The following is a 14827-nucleotide window of genomic DNA, read 5'->3' as shown; positions in this document are numbered from 1 at the left end:
CAGTGTCCCACGCGCCCACGCGGGGCGCCCGGGCCACCCTCGCCGGGTGTACCCCAGGTCACCAGCCCCGGTCGGGAGCCCGGTGTCACCCACCGGGATGATCCCCCGTGAAACCCGGCGCCCGACGAAAGAGGTGAGCGCGTGTCCTTCCGGCACCTTGTCCTGGTGGTCGCGGCCACTCTGGGCCTCGCCGCCTGCAGCACCCCGGCCGATCCCGCTCCGGCGCCCGCACCGAGCGGGCCGCAGGTCACCGTGGGTTCCCTGCACCTGCCCCTGCCGGTCGGCGCCACCTACACCGAGCACAGCCCGGACGGCCTGCTCGACGGCTGCGTCTCCGAAGGCACCGCGGTCTGCGAAGCGCGGCTGCTCGACCTGCGCACGACGCCCGCCGACGCGCCGATCAACCTGCCGAGCACGAAACGCCCCTTCGGCTGGTACACCGGCACGGACCTGCCGACCTGCATCACCCCCGCGTCGCCGCCCGGGAAGGCCACGGGCGCCACCGGCAGCACCCTGCTCGACGCCGGCTTCGCGCCGATCGGGCCCAAGAAGGCCGAGTACGGCCGGTGGAAGGTGACCTGCGAGAACTCGGCGCAGAACAACGTGGTCCGGATGTGGTGGCTGCCGACGAGCCGGATCCTGGTCGTCCAGTACGGGTCCTTCCCCGGCTGGGACGCCAAGATGGACAACCTGCTCGCCGGCGCCACCTTCAGCTGACGGCGTCGAGCGCGGCCCGGATGATCGCGTCCGTGTCGATGCCGTGGTAGCGGTAGACGTCCTCCAGCGACCCCGACTGCCCGAAGCCGGTGACGCCGAGCGCGACCGACGGGACCCGGTTGATCCCGGCCAGGAACGCCAGCGTGTGCGGGTGGCCGTCGAGGACCGTCACCAGCGGGCGGGCCCGCGAGGCCGGGAACACCTGGTCCAGGATCCACGACGAGCCGTCGCCCCGGCCGGACCGCGCCTGGACGGCCTCGAACAGCAGCCCCGGGCTGGTCACGCACACGACGTCGGCCTCGACACCGACCTGGGCCAGCCGCTCGGCCGCCGCCAGGGTGTCCGGCACCAGCGCGCCCATCGCCGCCAGCGTGACCGAAGGGGAGGAAGCACGCCGCAGCAGGTACGCCCCGGCCACCACCTGGCGGCGACGGCGTTCGCGCGCCGCCGGGTCGGTGGGCACCGCGGCCAGCGTCTGGTCGACCGGACGCGTCGAGAGCCGGAAGTACGACGACGTGCCGCCCGGCTTGCCGAGCCGGCCGAGCGCGGCCAGCAGCGTCCACTCGGTGTCGATCGCGAACGCCGGTTCGTAGCTGACGCAGCCGGGCTGCTCGATGCCGATCGACGGCGTGGTGATCGACTGGTGCGCGCCGCCTTCCGGGGCGAGCGTGACGCCGGACGGCGTGCCGATCAGGATCGACTGGCCGCCCGCGTAGATGCCGAACGACCACGGCTCCAGCGCGCGCTCGACGAACGGGTCGTACATGACGCCGATGGGCAGCAGCGGTTCGCCCCAGCGGCTCCAGGTCGCCCCGAGCTCGCCCAGCAGGCCGACCAGGTTCGTCTCGGCGATGCCCAGCTCGACGTGCTGGCCGGTCGGCTTCTCCCGCCAGTGCATGATCGTCTCGGGGTCGTCCTCGAACCAGTCGCGGCGCTCGGTCGCCGACCACACGCCGACCTTGTTGACCCAGCCGCCGAGGTTGGTCGTCGAGCTGACGTCCGGGCTGACCGTCACCACGCGCTTCGCCGCTTCGGGCGCTTCGCGCGTCAGGTCGAGCAGGACGCGACCCAGCGCCGCCTGCGTCGTGGCGGTCCCGGACGGGGTACGCCCGATGTCGACCGGCAGGTCCAGCGAAGGCGCTGAAGGAACGTCCGGACGGCGAAGGCGCGAAGCGACTTCAGCGCACAACGCGGCTTCGGGCGTCCCGGGGGCGAAGCCCTCCCACGGCGAAGCGAGGTCCGCGCCGAGAGAAGCAGCCAGCTCCTCCATCTGCGCCACGGTCAGCAGCGAAGAGTGGTTCTGCGGGTGCCCCTGCGTGGGCAGGCCCCGGCCCTTGACGGTGTAGCAGAAGATGACCGTCGGCCGGTCGTCCGCGATGGACGCGAAGACCTCGTCGAGCGAGCCGAGGTCGTGGCCGCCGAGGTTCCGGATCGCGGCCAGCAGCGTCTCGTCGTCCAGCGAGGCCACCAATGACGCCAGGGCCGCGTTGCCCGCGGGGAGCCGGTCGCGCACCTGGGCGGCGTCGCAGCGCAGCAGCCGCTGGTACTCGGGGTTCGGCATCCCGTCGATGCGGGCGCGCAGCTCGGCGCCGCCGGGCCGGGTGAACAGCTCCTCCAGGAGCCGTCCGTACTTCAGCGTCAGGACCTGCCAGCCGGCCGCGTCGAACATGCCCTGCAGCCGCCCGGCCGCGATGTTCGGGACCACCCGGTCGAGGGACTGGCGGTTGAGGTCGACGATCCAGACGATCTCGCCCAGCTCGGCGACGGCCGGGTCGAGGATGGCCTCCCAGATCGCACCCTCGTCCAGCTCGGCGTCCCCGACCAGCGAGTACTGGCGGCCGGTGCCGGCGTCCGAGCCCCGGGTGGTCAGGTAGCGGCGGGCCAGCGCGCCCCAGATCGGGGCGGTCGCGCCGATGCCGACCGAGCCGGTCGAATAGTCGACGGGGTCGGGGTCCTTCGCGCGGCTCGGGTAGCTCTGCAGGCCGCCGAACTCGCGCAGCGTCGGCAGGTAGGCCGCGTCGAGCTCGCCGAGCAGGTAGTTGATCGCGTGGAGCACCGGCGACGCGTGCGGCTTCACCGAGACGCGGTCCTCGGGGCGCAGGTGCCGGAACCACAGCGACGTCATGATCGACACCAGCGACGCGCAGGACGCCTGGTGGCCGCCGACCTTCAGCCCGGACGGGTTGGGCCGGACCCGGTTGGCCTGGTGCACGATCGCGGTGGCGAGCCAGAGCACCCGCTGCTCGATCGCAGTGAGCGCCGGGGCGGTCACGGGGGCCTGGGTCATCGGCGACACCTTTCGTGCAGGAAGTGCCCACCAGGACAGCACTGGTGGACGCATCGCACAACCGACGCCTTTTCGAGTGCGCAGAATGCGCACCGGACGCCGAGGGCTCAGGCCTCCGGCTGCGCAGAATGCACGCGCTCCAGCAGGGGCGCCAGCCGGTACGGGACGAGTTCGCGCATGACGAGCGAGATGTTCGTCCGCTCGACGCCGGGCGAGGCCAGGATGTGCCCGGCGATCCGGTACAGGTCGTCGGCGTCGACGGCGACCACCTGCACCATCAGGTCGCTCGCCCCCGTCAGCCCGCACACCTCCGTGACCTCGGGGATCGCCGACAGGGACTCGCCGATCTCGGCGAGGCGCCGCTGGTCGACCTGCGCGTTGACGAACGCCCGCAGCGGATAGCCCAGCCGGGCCGGGTCGATGCGGCGCTCGAACGACCTCAGGACGCCGCGCTGCTCCAGCCGCACGAGCCGGGCCTGCACCGTGTTGCGGGACAGGCCCAGCCGCTCGGCAAGCGCAACCGCGGTGGCCCGGGGGTCCTCCCCCAGCGCTTCCAGCAGGCGCGCGTCGATCTCGTCGATGGTTTCCGGCACGCCGCCGATCTTGTCAGCCCAGGTACTTCTTGAGGTCGTCCAGGACCTTCATCGCCCCGATCGGGCCGAGGCCGAGGAACCACACTTCGTCGGCCACCGGGATCGCGTGCTGCGCCTTCACCGCACCCAGCCCGGCCCACAGCCCGCTGCTCGTGACGGCCTTTTCGTCCGCGCTCGGCCCCGCGCCGTAGCTGGAGTAGAAGATCCAGTCGGCGTCGGCCTCGTCGATGCGCTCCTTGGAGATCTGCGCGGCGAGCTCGTCGATGTTCTGGTTGGCCGGCCGCGCGAGGCCGACGTCCTTGAGGATCACGCCGATGAAGGACAGGTTGCCGTAGAGCCGGATGTTGCCGGACAGGAACCGCAGCAGCGAGATCTTCGGCGCGCCCTTGACCGACGCCTTCACCTCGTTCGCGCGCTTCTGGTAGTCGTTCAGCAGCCCGACGGCCTGCGTCTCGTCGCCGAGCGCGGCCCCGATCAGCAGCAGGTTCTCCTTCCACGGGAACCCGGGCCGGATGCTGAACACCGTCGGCGCGATCTTCGACAGCTGCGGGTAGAGGTCCTTGGCCCGCAGCTTGCTGCCGACGATCAGGTCAGGCGTCAGCGCGGCGATCGCTTCGAGGTTGAGGTTGTTGATCTCTCCGACTGTGGGGATGCCCTTGACGCGGTCGGCGAGGTAGGAGGGCACGCCGCTCTGCCCGGCCGTCGTCGCCATGCCGACCGGGGTGACGCCGAGGGCGAGGACGTCGTCCAGCTCGCCGCTGTCGAGCACGACGACCCGCGCGGGCTTCTTGTCCAGCTTCGTCTTGCCCAGTGCGTGGGTCACCGTGCGCGGGAAGACGCCGGGACCGACGTCGGCACCGAGCTTCGCCGTCTCGCTGTCCGCGGTGGAAAACAGCCGGCCGCCGGTGGCGACGTCCTGGTCGCCGACGCCCGAGCTGCTGGGCTTCGACGGCTGGCCGCACGCGGCGAGGAGCGTGACCGAGGCCAGGACGGCGGCCAGTGATGTCCACTTAGGACGCATCGGGGGTTCCTTCTTCTCGGGAGGTGGCCCGCCGCCTGCCGATCGGGACGACCAGGGGCGTGGCGGAGACCGGGTCTTCGATGACCCGGCAGGGCATGCCGAAGACGTCGGCGACGAGTTCGGCGGTGAGGATGTCGGCGGGCGCGCCTTCGGCGGCGATCCGGCCGTCCTTCATCGCGATCAGGTGGTCGCCGTAGCGGGCGGCGAGGTTGAGGTCGTGCAGGACGATGACGATCGTCCGGCCGTCCTGCGCGTTCAGGTCCGACAGCAGGTCGAGCACCTCGACCTGGTGGGCGATGTCGAGGAACGTCGTGGGCTCGTCGAGCAGCAGCAACGGCGTCCGCTGGGCCAGCGCCATGGCGATCCAGACGCGCTGGCGCTGCCCGCCGGACAGCTCGTCGACCGGGCGGGCGGCCAGCTCGACGGTGTCGGTCGCGGCCAGGGCTTTCGCGACGGCGTCGTCGTCTTCGGCGCTCCAGCGGCGGAAGACGCCCTGGTGCGGGTAGCGGCCGCGGCCGACGAGGTCGGCGACCGTGATGCCCTCGGGCGCGGTCGGCGACTGCGGGAGCAAGCCCAGCACGGTGGCGACGTCCTTGCTGCGCCACGTCGTGATGCCCTTGCCGTCGAGGTAGACCGCCCCCGCGGTGGGGGTGAGCAGCCGCGCGAGGCCGCGCAGGAGCGTCGACTTCCCGCAGGCGTTGGTCCCGACGATCATGGTGACCTTGCCGGGCGGGATCTCGACGGAGAGGTCCTTGACCACGCGCAGCGGCCCGTAGCCGAGTTCGAGGTTCTCGGTGTGCAGTGTCACGGCGTTCCTCACACTCGCCCGGCGCGGTTGGCCGTGGCCAGCAGCCACAGCAGGTACGGGGCGCCGACGGCGCCGGTGACGACCCCGACCGGCAGCTGTTCGCCGAGCAGGTGCTGGGCCGCGAAGTCGCCCAGCAGCACGACGAGCGCGCCGGTCAGGGCCGCGGGCAGCAGTCCCGCGCGGGCGCCGCCGACGAGCCGGGTCGCGATCGGGTTGGCCACGAAGGCGACGAACGCGACCGGTCCCGCGGCCGCCGTCGCGAAGGCGGCGAGCCCGACGGCGATCAGCAGCAACACGAGACGGCTGCGTTCGACGCGCAAGCCGAGCCCGGCGGCGGTGTCGTCGCCGAGCTGGAGTCCGGCGAGCGCGCGGCTCCGCAGCAGCGCCGCGGGCAGCAGGACGGCGAGCGCCGCCGCCAGCGGGACGACGTGGTCCCAGCCGCGGCCGTTGAGGTTGCCGGTCAGCCAGACCAGGGCCTGCTGGGCGAGGGTGACGTCGGCCCAGGTCATCAGGTACGAGACGACGCTGGTCAGCACCGCACCGACCCCGACGCCGACCAGCACCAGCCGGTAGCCATGAACGCCGCCGCGGCGCGCGAGGAGGTAGATCGTGGCGCCGGTGAGCAGCGCACCCGCCAGCGCCGCGGCCGACACCACCGGCCCGGCCGCACCGAACAGCACGATGGCCACGACCGCGGCCGCGCTCGCGCCCTGCGTCACGCCGATGACGTCCGGGCTGGCCAGCGGATTGCGCAGCAGCCGCTGGAAGAGCGCGCCGGACGTCCCGAAGGCGGCGCCGACGAGGACGCCGGTGACCGCACGCGGCAACCTCAGCTCGGTGACGACGTAGGCCGCGCGGCCCACCCCGTCGCCGAAGAGCAGGCCGGGGAGATCGGCGAGCGGCACCGGGAAGTCGCCCACGGCCAGGGAGACCGCGAAGACGACGACGATCGCCAGCAGCAACACCAGCGTCACCGCGCCGGACCGGAACGCGCCCTGCCGCCGTGCGGCGGCGACCACCTCGACGGCGTTCACACCGCCACGACCTTCCGGCGCCGCACGAGGAACACGAACACGGGCGCGCCGACGAGCGCGGTGACGATCCCGACCTGGACCTCGGCCGGGCGCGCGACCACCCGGCCGGCGACGTCGGACACCAGCAGGAGCAGCGGCGCGAGCAACGCCGAGTACGGCAGCAGCCAGCGGTGGTCGGGCCCGGTGACGAGCCGCGCGGCGTGCGGCACGGTCAGCCCGACGAACGCGATCGGCCCGGCGATCGCCGTGGCCGAACCGCAGAGGACGACGACGGCGAGCGCGCAGACTCCCCGCGCCACGGCCACGTTCTGGCCGAGCGAGCGGGCGACGTCCTCGCCGAGCGCGAGCGCGTTGAGCTGGCGCGCGGCGACCAGCGCGAGCAGCACGCCGGCCACCACGAACGGCACGGCCTGGGTGATCGTCGCGGCGTCCCGGCCGGTCAGCGAGCCGACCTGCCAGAACCGGTACTGGTCGAACGTCGTCTGGTCGGTGAGCAGCAAGGCGCTGGTCACCGAGGCCAGGGCCGCCGTCACCGCGGCACCGGCGAGGGCGAGCTTCACCGGCGTGGCCCCGGCCCGGCCGAGGGAGCTGACGCCGTAGACCACGCCGCCGGCGGCCGCGGCGCCCAGGAAGCCGAACCAGACGTACCCGCCGACGCTCGTGATGCCGAAGGTGCCGATGCCGAGGACGATGAAGAGCGCGGCACCGGCGTTGACGCCGAGCAGCCCCGGATCGGCCAGCGGGTTGCGGGTCGCGCCCTGGATGACGGCGCCGGAGAGGCCGAGCGCAACCCCGGCGAGCACTCCGGCGAGGGTGCGCGGGAGGCGGAGCTCGCGGACGACGAGGTGGTCGGGGTTGCCCGCGTCGAAGTGGAAGAGCGCGTCGAGCACGGTGCCCGGGCTCAGGCCGCGGGTGCCGACACCGATGCTGAGCAGCACGGCGGCGGCCACGGCCGCGGTGAGGACCAGCAACCCGGCCGTCAGCGGGAGCGAGCGGGTCCGCACAGGTCGTTACCTTTGCTAACAGGTGGTTAGGCATGCCTAATCTAGGTCGCCGGATCCGGCCGGCTCAAGTTCCGTGAGCGAGCTCACCGAAGGCGGGTTGCCAGCCGACTGTTTCCGATATATCGTGAACGTGTCGCAACAGTTCGAGAAAGGAACACCAGACATGCGTAGGCAACGACACCCCTTCGCCCACGAACGTGGGCGCGCACCCTTCGGGCCCTTCGGCGGTTTCGGCGAGTTCCCCCCGGGCTTCGGCCCCGGTGGACGCGGCCGCGGCGGCCACGGCCCGCACCGGCGGGGTCACGGCGGACGGCGCAGCCGCCGCGGTGACGTCCGCGCCGCGATCCTGGCGCTGCTCGCCGAGCAGCCCCGGCACGGCTACGAGATCATCCGCGAGATCGGCGAGCGCTCCGGCGGCTTCTGGCGGCCCAGCCCCGGCTCGGTCTACCCGACGCTGCAGCTGCTGGCCGACGAAGGCCTCGTGATCAGCAAGGACGAGCACGGCAAGAAGCTGTTCGAGCTGACCGACGCCGGCCGCGCCGCCGCGGAAGAGCAGAACAGCACCCCGCCGTGGGAGCAGATCGCGCAGGACGTCGACCCGGTCGAGGTCGGGCTCGCGAAGGCGGGCAAGAACCTGGCCGCCGCCGTCGTGCAGATCATGCGCGCGGGCACCGAGAGCCAGCAGGCCCGCGCGGCCGAGGTGCTCAACGACGCCCGGCGCTCGCTCTACGGCATCCTCGGCGAAGACGAGGACGAGTCCTCGGCGGGTTCGACGGAGACGGCCGAGTGACCTGGCAGGACGAGGCCGGTGGGCTTCACCCGCGTGTGGACGCGGTAACCCACCGGCAGCGTCAGGTCCTCGGCGCGATTCCCGTTACGCTGCAAGGACTCCGCGATCGCCTGTTCGGCGACGGGCTTGCTGAACTCGATCTTCAGCACGGCCGCGAGGTCCGCGGCGGTCGCGAAACGCCATTCGGTCGCGACCCGGCGGCAGCCGAAGCCGGCCCTGGCGAAGAACCGTTCCACCGCGACCGGGTCGTAGTGCGGTAGGTCGGCGCGCATCCAGCGGCCGTAGGGCTCGCTGGTGACGTCGAGGTCGACGATCAGGATCGCGCCGCCCGGCCGCAGCACCCGCTCCGCCTCCGCCAGCCCGGGCTCGCACCCGGGCCCGAAGAAGTACGCCGTGCGCGCGTGGACGACGTCCACACTCGCGCTGCGGACCGGCAGCCGCTGCGCGCGGCCCATCCGGACGTCCACGTTCGACAGTCCCGCCACGCGCTTCAGCGCGCTTCGCACCAGCGGCTCGTGCGGCTCCACGCCGAGCACCGAGCGCGCGTCACGGGCGAAGCGGGGCAAGTGAAACCCGTCACCGCAGCCGACGTCCAGCACGTCCCGGCCGGTCCAGTCGTGCTCCTCCCGGAGCACCCGCCAGATTTCGCCGCCGCTGTCCTGCGCACGGTTCTCCAGCTCGTAATCGGCCTGGTAGTACCAGATGTTGGGGCTGGGCACGACCTCCGCGCGCCGCGACGACCACCGCACCCCCGCTGCTCCTTCCGGGTCCTCGTCGCCGGGCCGTGCCCGCACGGTGGCGAATTCTTGGCGGAAAACTCACGGATCACGCCTAGAATCCGGTGGGTATCGGGAGGAGCACCCATGGCAGTCGGCCCATCCAGTACCCCGTCCCCGGTCCCGGCCGGAATTCCGTGCTGGATCGAGCTGGCCTGCCGGGAGCAGGCCGTGGCAGAGAGATTCTACGGTGCCCTCTTCGGCTGGGAGTTCACCACTCAACGCGATCCGGCGACCTCCGACGGCCGCTACGCCATCGGGGCGCTGAACGGCCTGCCCGTCGGCGGCCTCTACCGCGCGGCCCAGGGTGCCCCGCTGGGCTGGGTGCCGCACATCTCCGTGCCGCACACCGCGAGCGCGGCCGAGTGGGTCGAGCACCTCGGCGGCCGGATCACCCTCGGGCCGGTGGCGATCCCCGACCGCGGCACGATCATGCACGCCCTCGACGCGTGCGGCGCGCCGGTGGTGTTCTGGGAGGTGCCGCCGAACTGGGAGTTCGTCACCGGCATCCCGAACACCTTCAGCGGCGCGGACCTCAACACCCACGACGGCGTCGCGGCGGATCACTTCTACACCAAGCTGTTCACCTACGGCAGCCACCAGATCGGCGACGGCGAGATGCTCGACTACGTCGAATGGCTCATCGAGCACGAGCCGGTGCTGTACCGGTACGTGATGGGTTCGGAGTACAGCCTCGACACCCCGCCGCACTGGCTCGTGTACTTCGACATCGACCCGGCCCGCGGCGTCGACGCGGTCGCGGGCGAGGCCATCATGCACGGCGGCACGGTGGTGATCCAGCCGTACGACACCCCGTTCGGCCGGATGTCGATCCTCGCCGACCCCGAAGGCGCGGTCTTCGCCGTCATCGACCACTCGCGCGTCACCGAAGGCTGGGGCCGCGCGGAGGTCGACGACCCCTACGACGACTAGACCGGCACGAACGCCGAAAGCAGCAGCCAGGACACGACGGCCGAGGGCAGCAGCGAGTCGAGGCGGTCCATGATCCCGCCGTGCCCGGGCAGCAGCGTCCCCATGTCCTTGACCCCGAGGTCGCGCTTGATCAGCGACTCGACGAGGTCGCCCAGGGTCGCGGTCAGCACGACGGCGACACCGAAGATCACGCCCTGCCAGACGTGGCCGTCGAGCATCAGGCTGAGCGTCAGCGCCCCGGCGACGACACCGCCGATGACCGAACCCGCGAACCCTTCCCAGGTCTTCTTCGGGCTGATGGTGGGCGCCATCGGGTGCTTGCCGCCGAGCACACCGGCGATGTAGCCGCCGGTGTCCGACGCGACGACGCCGATCAGGAAGGTGAGCACCCGCCCGACGCCGTCGTGCGGCGGCACGAGCATCGCCGCGAAGGCGGCGAACAGCGGCAGGTAGGCGGCGGCGAAGACGGACGCGCTGATGTCGCGCAGGTAGCCCTTCGCTCCGCCCGGCAGCCGCCAGAGCAGGCAGGCCAGGACGGTCAGGACGAACGCGGTGAGCGCGCCCTCACGCCCGAACGGCCAGGCGAGCCAGATCATCGCCTGCCCGCCGACGAGCACCGGGATCATCGCGACCCGGATGTCGGCGACCCGGCGCAGCACCCCGGCGAACTCGACGGTGCCGACCGCGATCGCGATCGCGATGATCCCGATGAACAGGTAGCGAACGGTGAGCAGGGAAACGATGATCGCGGCGCCGAGCAGCAGCGCGACCCCGATCGCCGCGGGCAGGTTCCGGCCGGCCTTGGACGCCTTCTTGACGGCCTCCGGCGGCGGCGTGTCCGAAGCGCCCGATTCGGCATCGACGGTTCCAGGGGGCTCCGCCACGCCGTTGGCCGAAGCCGCCGGCGTTTTCACCGGAGCGCCGCCCTCACCGGTGCGCGAGGCCACCGGCGTTTCCGCCGGAGCGCCGCCCTCACCGGTCCGCGAGGCCACCGGCGTGTCCGCCGCGGCGGTACCGGCCGCCGACAACCGGGCCGCTTCGCCGGTGCCCGAGGTCTCCGGTACGGCCGGCGTTGCCGCCGCCTGCGGGGTTTCCGAGGTCGCCGAAGCCCCGGCGGTTCCCGGAAACTCCGGCGTGGCCGGCGTACCGGCGTCAGCCGGCTCCGGCGTCCCGGGCGTGGCCGCCGGGCGTGCTCCGGTGGCGTCCACCCGGTCCTCGCGTTCCTCGCTCACCTGTGCCATCAGACCTCGAGCAGCTCGGCTTCCTTGTGCTTGACCAGCTCGTCGACCTTGTGCACGTAGGTGTCGGTCAGGTTCTGCAGTTCCTTCTCCGCGCGCGCGACGTCATCCTCACCGGCCTCGCCGTCCTTGGCGATGCGGTCGAGCTCGTCCTTGGCCTTGCGCCGGACGCTGCGGATCGAAACGCGGGCGTCCTCGCCCTTGCCCTTGGCGACCTTCACCATCTCCTTGCGCCGCTCCTCGGTGAGCTGCGGGATGACGATGCGGATGACCTGGCCGTCGTTGCTCGGGTTGACCCCGAGGTCGGACTCCCGGATCGCCTTCTCGATCGCGCCGAGCTGCGACTGGTCGTAGGGCTTGATCAGCGCCATGCGGGCTTCCGGCACGTTCACGCTGGCCAGCTGGTTCAGCGGGGTCGGCGAGCCGTAGTACTCGACGACGATCCGCGAGAACATCGCCGACGAAGCCCGGCCGGTGCGAACCGACTGCAGCTCGTCCTTGGCGACGGACACCGCTTTTTCCATCTTCTCCTCGGCATCGAGGAGGGTCTCGTCGATCACGGTCACTCCCGTAGTTGTGATGGGTGGCGCTTGCTGATCCCAGCAGGTCTAGGCCGGCACCCCGGCAGTGGGGGTGCTGACCAACGTGCCGATTCTTTCACCACTCACCGCGCGGGCGATGTTCCCCTCGGTGAGCAGGTTGAACACGATGATCGGCATGTTGTTGTCCATGCAGAGGCTGAACGCCGTCGCGTCGGCGACCTTGAGGTCCCGCTCCAGCACCTCGCGGTGGGTGATCTCGCGGAACATCTCGGCGGTGGGGTCGGCCTTCGGGTCCGCGGTGTAGACGCCGTCGACGGCCTTGGCCATCAGGACGGCTTCGCAGCCCAGCTCGAGCGCCCGCTGCGCGGCCGCGGTGTCGGTGGAGAAGTACGGCATGCCGACCCCGGCGCCGAAGATCACGACGCGGCCCTTCTCCAGGTGCCGCTCGGCGCGGCGCGGGATGTAGGGCTCGGCGACCTGGCCCATCGTGATGGCGGTCTGCACGCGCGTGGGCAGGCCCTCCTTCTCCAGGAAGTCCTGCAGCGCCAGGCAGTTCATCACGGTGCCCAGCATCGCCATGTAGTCGGCGCGGTCGCGGTCCATGCCGCGCTGCGACAGCTCGGCGCCGCGGAAGTAGTTGCCGCCGCCGATCACGACGGCGACCTGGACGCCGGTCCGGGCGACGTCGGCGATCTGCTGCGCGACCGAGTGCACGACGTCGGGATCGACGCCGATCGAACCACCGCCGAACATCTCGCCGCCCAGCTTCAGCAGCACCCGCCGGTAGCCACCTTCGACCCGGTCACCCATCTATGTCGCCTCCTGTGTTGTTGGCCGTCTCCGCGGGAGGGAGTACGTCGGCGGGGTGCCCCTCGACCGTGTTTTCTCTCCGGACCCGACAGTGCCCCGTCCCCGATGGACGGAGACGGGGCACTGTGGGTGTAGAACCTACGCCCTGGCCTGAAGTCAGGCCTGGCCGACCTCGAAGCGCGCGAACTTGGTCAGCGTCACGCCGGCCTCGTCGAGCAGGGCCTTGACGGTCTTCTTGTTGTCCTTGACCGACGGCTGCTCGAGCAGGACGTTGTCCTTGTAGTAGGCGTTGACCTTGCCCTCGATGATCTTCGGCATGGCCTGCTCCGGCTTGCCCTCTTCGCGGGCGGTCTGCTCGGCGATGCGGCGCTCGTTCTCGACGATCTCGGCCGGCACCTCGTCGCGGGTCAGGTACTTGGCGCGCAGCGCGGCGACCTGCATGGCGGCCCCGCGGGCGGCCTCGGCGTCGTCACCGGTGAACTCGACGAGCACACCGACGGCCGGCGGCAGGTCGGAGCCGCGGCGGTGCAGGTAGGTCGCGGTCTGGCCCTCGAAGGCCACGACGCGGCGCAGCTCGAGCTTCTCGCCGATGCGGGCCGACAGCTCCTGGACGACCTCGTTGACGGTCTTGCCGTCGAGCTCGGCGGCCTTGAGCGCCTCGACGTCGGAGGTCTTGAGGGTCTTCGCGACCTCGACGATCTTCGCGGCGAGCGCCTGGAAGTCGGCGTTCTTCGCGACGAAGTCGGTCTCGGAGTCGAGCTCGATGAGGACGCCGCCGTCGCCGGTGACCAGGCCCTCGGCGGTGGCGCGCTCCGCGCGCTTGCCGACGTCCTTGGCGCCCTTGATCCGCAGGAACTCGACGGCCTTGTCGAAGTCGCCGCCGTTCTCCTCGAGGGCCTTCTTGCAGTCCATCATGCCGGCGCCGGTCATCTCGCGCAGGCGCTTCACGTCAGCGGCGGTGTAGTTCGCCATTCTGGTAAAATCCGTCCTTTGCAGGAAATCTGTGGGTTGCTACACCCGTGCGGCCGGGCCCCGGGGGCACGGCCGCACGGGCGGTGGAGCATCAGGAGGAGGCGGTCGCCTGCTCGGTGGCGGCCTCGGTCGCGGCAGCGGCCTCGGTCGCGTCGGCGGCGGCGGTCTCGGAGCCGGCGAGCAGCTCCTTCTCCCACTCGGCCAGCGGCTCGTCGGAGGCGACGCCCGGCTCCGGCTTCGCGTCGGCCGAGGAGCCGTTGCGGCTGGAGCGCTGCATCAGACCGGCGGCGGCGGCCTCGGCGACGACCTTCGTGAGAAGGGCGGCCGAGCGGATCGCGTCGTCGTTGCCCGGGATCGGGTAGTCGACCTCGTCCGGGTCGCAGTTGGTGTCCAGGATCGCGACGACCGGGATGTTCAGCTTCCGAGCCTCGCCGACGGCGATGTGCTCCTTCTTCGTGTCGACGATCCACACCGCGCTCGGCACCTTGGCCATGTCGCGGATACCGCCGAGGGTCTTCTCCAGCTTTTCCTTCTCGCGGGTCAGCGTCAGGATCTCGCGCTTGGTGAGGCCGGCGAAGCCGCCGGTCTGCTCCTGGGCCTCGAGCTCCTTGAGGCGGAGGAGGCGCTTGTGCACGGTCTGGAAGTTGGTCAGCATGCCGCCGAGCCAGCGCTGGTTGACGTAGGGCATGCCCACGCGCGCGGCCTCGTTGGCGATGGCTTCCTGAGCCTGCTTCTTGGTGCCGACGAACATGATGGTGCCGCCGTGCGCGACGGTCTCCTTGATGAACTCGTACGCACGGTCGATGTAGGTCAGCGTCTGCTGCAGGTCGATGATGTAGATGCCGTTGCGCTCGGTGAAGATGTAGCGCTTCATCTTCGGGTTCCACCGACGGGTCTGGTGCCCGAAGTGCACGCCGCTGTCCAGCAGCTGCTTCATGGTGACGACGGCCATTGCCGGAATCACACCTCTTCTGTGTAGTGCGCACCGCGCTTCCGCGCCGGCCCGCTGTTCGGTTCGTCGCTCCCGGCCGGGTGGCCGATCGCCCTGGTGCCCGTGCCGGTGCCCGGACCCCGGGGAGTGAAGGACCCCCGAGGACCGCCGGACCCCGTGCGCTCCCCCGGCTGTGTCCAGAAGGGGGAACGCGCACGTGCACGCGAAGTCAGCCCGCTGAAACGGACTGCGCAAAAGAGTCTACCCCCTCCCACCACCCCCTCCCCCACCGGCGGCCACCGGGCGACGCAGTTGTCCACATCGGCTCCGGTTATCCACAGATTCAGCATCGGCTCCCCACGGAGCCGAGG

General features: G+C 71.5%; 15 protein-coding genes. 3 read left to right on the top strand and 12 right to left on the bottom strand.

Translation table 11 applies throughout. The features are described 5' to 3' along the window. The first annotated feature begins 141 nt into the window (after positions 1–141). Positions 142–717 (top strand): hypothetical protein, encoded by a 576-nt coding sequence (locus ABZX11_RS04095; RefSeq protein WP_176172151.1) that lies wholly within the window; start codon positions 142–144, stop codon positions 715–717. Here the strand turns inward: ABZX11_RS04095 and ABZX11_RS04090 are convergent. The 6 genes from ABZX11_RS04090 to ABZX11_RS04065 all read right to left on the bottom strand — a co-directional run bounded on the left by ABZX11_RS04090 (position 710) and on the right by ABZX11_RS04065 (position 7464). Next, positions 710–3004, bottom strand: a complete 2295-nt coding sequence (locus ABZX11_RS04090; protein WP_354909666.1) for a pyruvate dehydrogenase — start codon at positions 3002–3004, stop codon at positions 710–712. The two genes, ABZX11_RS04095 and ABZX11_RS04090, sit on opposite strands and share 8 nt — an antisense overlap. Positions 3005–3111: 107 nt before the next feature. Beyond that, positions 3112–3597, bottom strand: coding sequence for an Lrp/AsnC family transcriptional regulator (locus ABZX11_RS04085; protein ID WP_354909664.1), 486 nt, complete (start codon positions 3595–3597; stop codon positions 3112–3114). A 13-nt stretch (positions 3598–3610) separates the two neighbouring features. Continuing rightward, positions 3611–4618 carry an iron-siderophore ABC transporter substrate-binding protein gene (locus tag ABZX11_RS04080; protein ID WP_354909662.1) on the bottom strand — a complete coding sequence of 336 codons (1008 nt, stop codon included), beginning with the start codon at positions 4616–4618 and terminating at the stop codon, positions 3611–3613. Further along, complete coding sequence (locus ABZX11_RS04075) at positions 4608–5426, bottom strand: ABC transporter ATP-binding protein (protein ID WP_354909659.1); 819 nt, start codon at positions 5424–5426, stop codon at positions 4608–4610. Before ABZX11_RS04075 ends, ABZX11_RS04080 begins: the two co-directional genes overlap by 11 nt. A gap of 8 nt (positions 5427–5434) precedes the next feature. Continuing rightward, positions 5435–6460: an iron chelate uptake ABC transporter family permease subunit gene (locus tag ABZX11_RS04070; RefSeq protein WP_354909656.1), complete on the bottom strand. Its 1026-nt coding sequence runs from the start codon at positions 6458–6460 to the stop codon at positions 5435–5437. Then, complete coding sequence (locus ABZX11_RS04065) at positions 6457–7464, bottom strand: iron chelate uptake ABC transporter family permease subunit (protein ID WP_354909653.1); 1008 nt, start codon at positions 7462–7464, stop codon at positions 6457–6459. The genes ABZX11_RS04070 and ABZX11_RS04065 overlap by 4 nt, the downstream gene beginning before the upstream one ends. Positions 7465–7627: 163 nt before the next feature. Here ABZX11_RS04065 and ABZX11_RS04060 point away from each other — a divergent pair, with 163 nt between their 5' ends. Continuing rightward, positions 7628–8254: a PadR family transcriptional regulator gene (locus ABZX11_RS04060; protein WP_354909651.1), complete on the top strand. Its 627-nt coding sequence runs from the start codon at positions 7628–7630 to the stop codon at positions 8252–8254. Here the strand turns inward: ABZX11_RS04060 and ABZX11_RS04055 are convergent. Next, on the bottom strand, positions 8191–9003 hold the full coding sequence (locus ABZX11_RS04055) for a class I SAM-dependent methyltransferase (protein WP_354909866.1): 813 nt from the start codon (positions 9001–9003) through the stop codon (positions 8191–8193). The genes ABZX11_RS04060 and ABZX11_RS04055 overlap by 64 nt on opposite strands. Positions 9004–9117: 114 nt before the next feature. Between ABZX11_RS04055 and ABZX11_RS04050 the strand changes: the two genes are divergently transcribed. Beyond that, the gene (locus tag ABZX11_RS04050) at positions 9118–9963 is read left to right on the top strand and encodes a VOC family protein (RefSeq protein WP_176172157.1); all 846 of its coding nucleotides are present in this window, start codon (positions 9118–9120) and stop codon (positions 9961–9963) included. Here ABZX11_RS04050 and ABZX11_RS04045 read toward each other — a convergent pair. From ABZX11_RS04045 to rpsB, 5 genes are all read right to left on the bottom strand, one after another. Beyond that, entirely contained in the window at positions 9960–10847 is an 888-nt protein-coding gene (locus ABZX11_RS04045) for a phosphatidate cytidylyltransferase (RefSeq protein ID WP_354909863.1), read from the bottom strand. The genes ABZX11_RS04050 and ABZX11_RS04045 overlap by 4 nt on opposite strands. Before the next feature lie 356 nt (positions 10848–11203). Further along, positions 11204–11761 carry a ribosome recycling factor gene (gene frr, locus ABZX11_RS04040; protein WP_003065592.1) on the bottom strand — a complete coding sequence of 186 codons (558 nt, stop codon included), beginning with the start codon at positions 11759–11761 and terminating at the stop codon, positions 11204–11206. 48 nt (positions 11762–11809) lie between these two features. Continuing rightward, positions 11810–12553, bottom strand: a complete 744-nt coding sequence (gene pyrH / locus ABZX11_RS04035; RefSeq protein ID WP_013223864.1) for a UMP kinase — start codon at positions 12551–12553, stop codon at positions 11810–11812. Between the two features lie 156 nt (positions 12554–12709). Beyond that, the gene (gene tsf, locus ABZX11_RS04030) at positions 12710–13525 is read right to left on the bottom strand and encodes a translation elongation factor Ts (RefSeq protein ID WP_176172159.1); all 816 of its coding nucleotides are present in this window, start codon (positions 13523–13525) and stop codon (positions 12710–12712) included. A 91-nt stretch (positions 13526–13616) separates the two neighbouring features. After that, positions 13617–14477 carry a 30S ribosomal protein S2 gene (rpsB, locus tag ABZX11_RS04025; protein ID WP_176172160.1) on the bottom strand — a complete coding sequence of 287 codons (861 nt, stop codon included), beginning with the start codon at positions 14475–14477 and terminating at the stop codon, positions 13617–13619. Positions 14478–14827 lie beyond the last annotated feature (350 nt).

Origin of the sequence: Amycolatopsis sp. NPDC004169 (genome assembly GCF_040610315.1) — a bacterium.
Taxonomy (GTDB): domain Bacteria; phylum Actinomycetota; class Actinomycetes; order Mycobacteriales; family Pseudonocardiaceae; genus Amycolatopsis.
The sequence above is the reverse complement of the archived record's forward strand: the minus strand, read 5'-3'. Positions and strand labels throughout refer to the sequence as shown.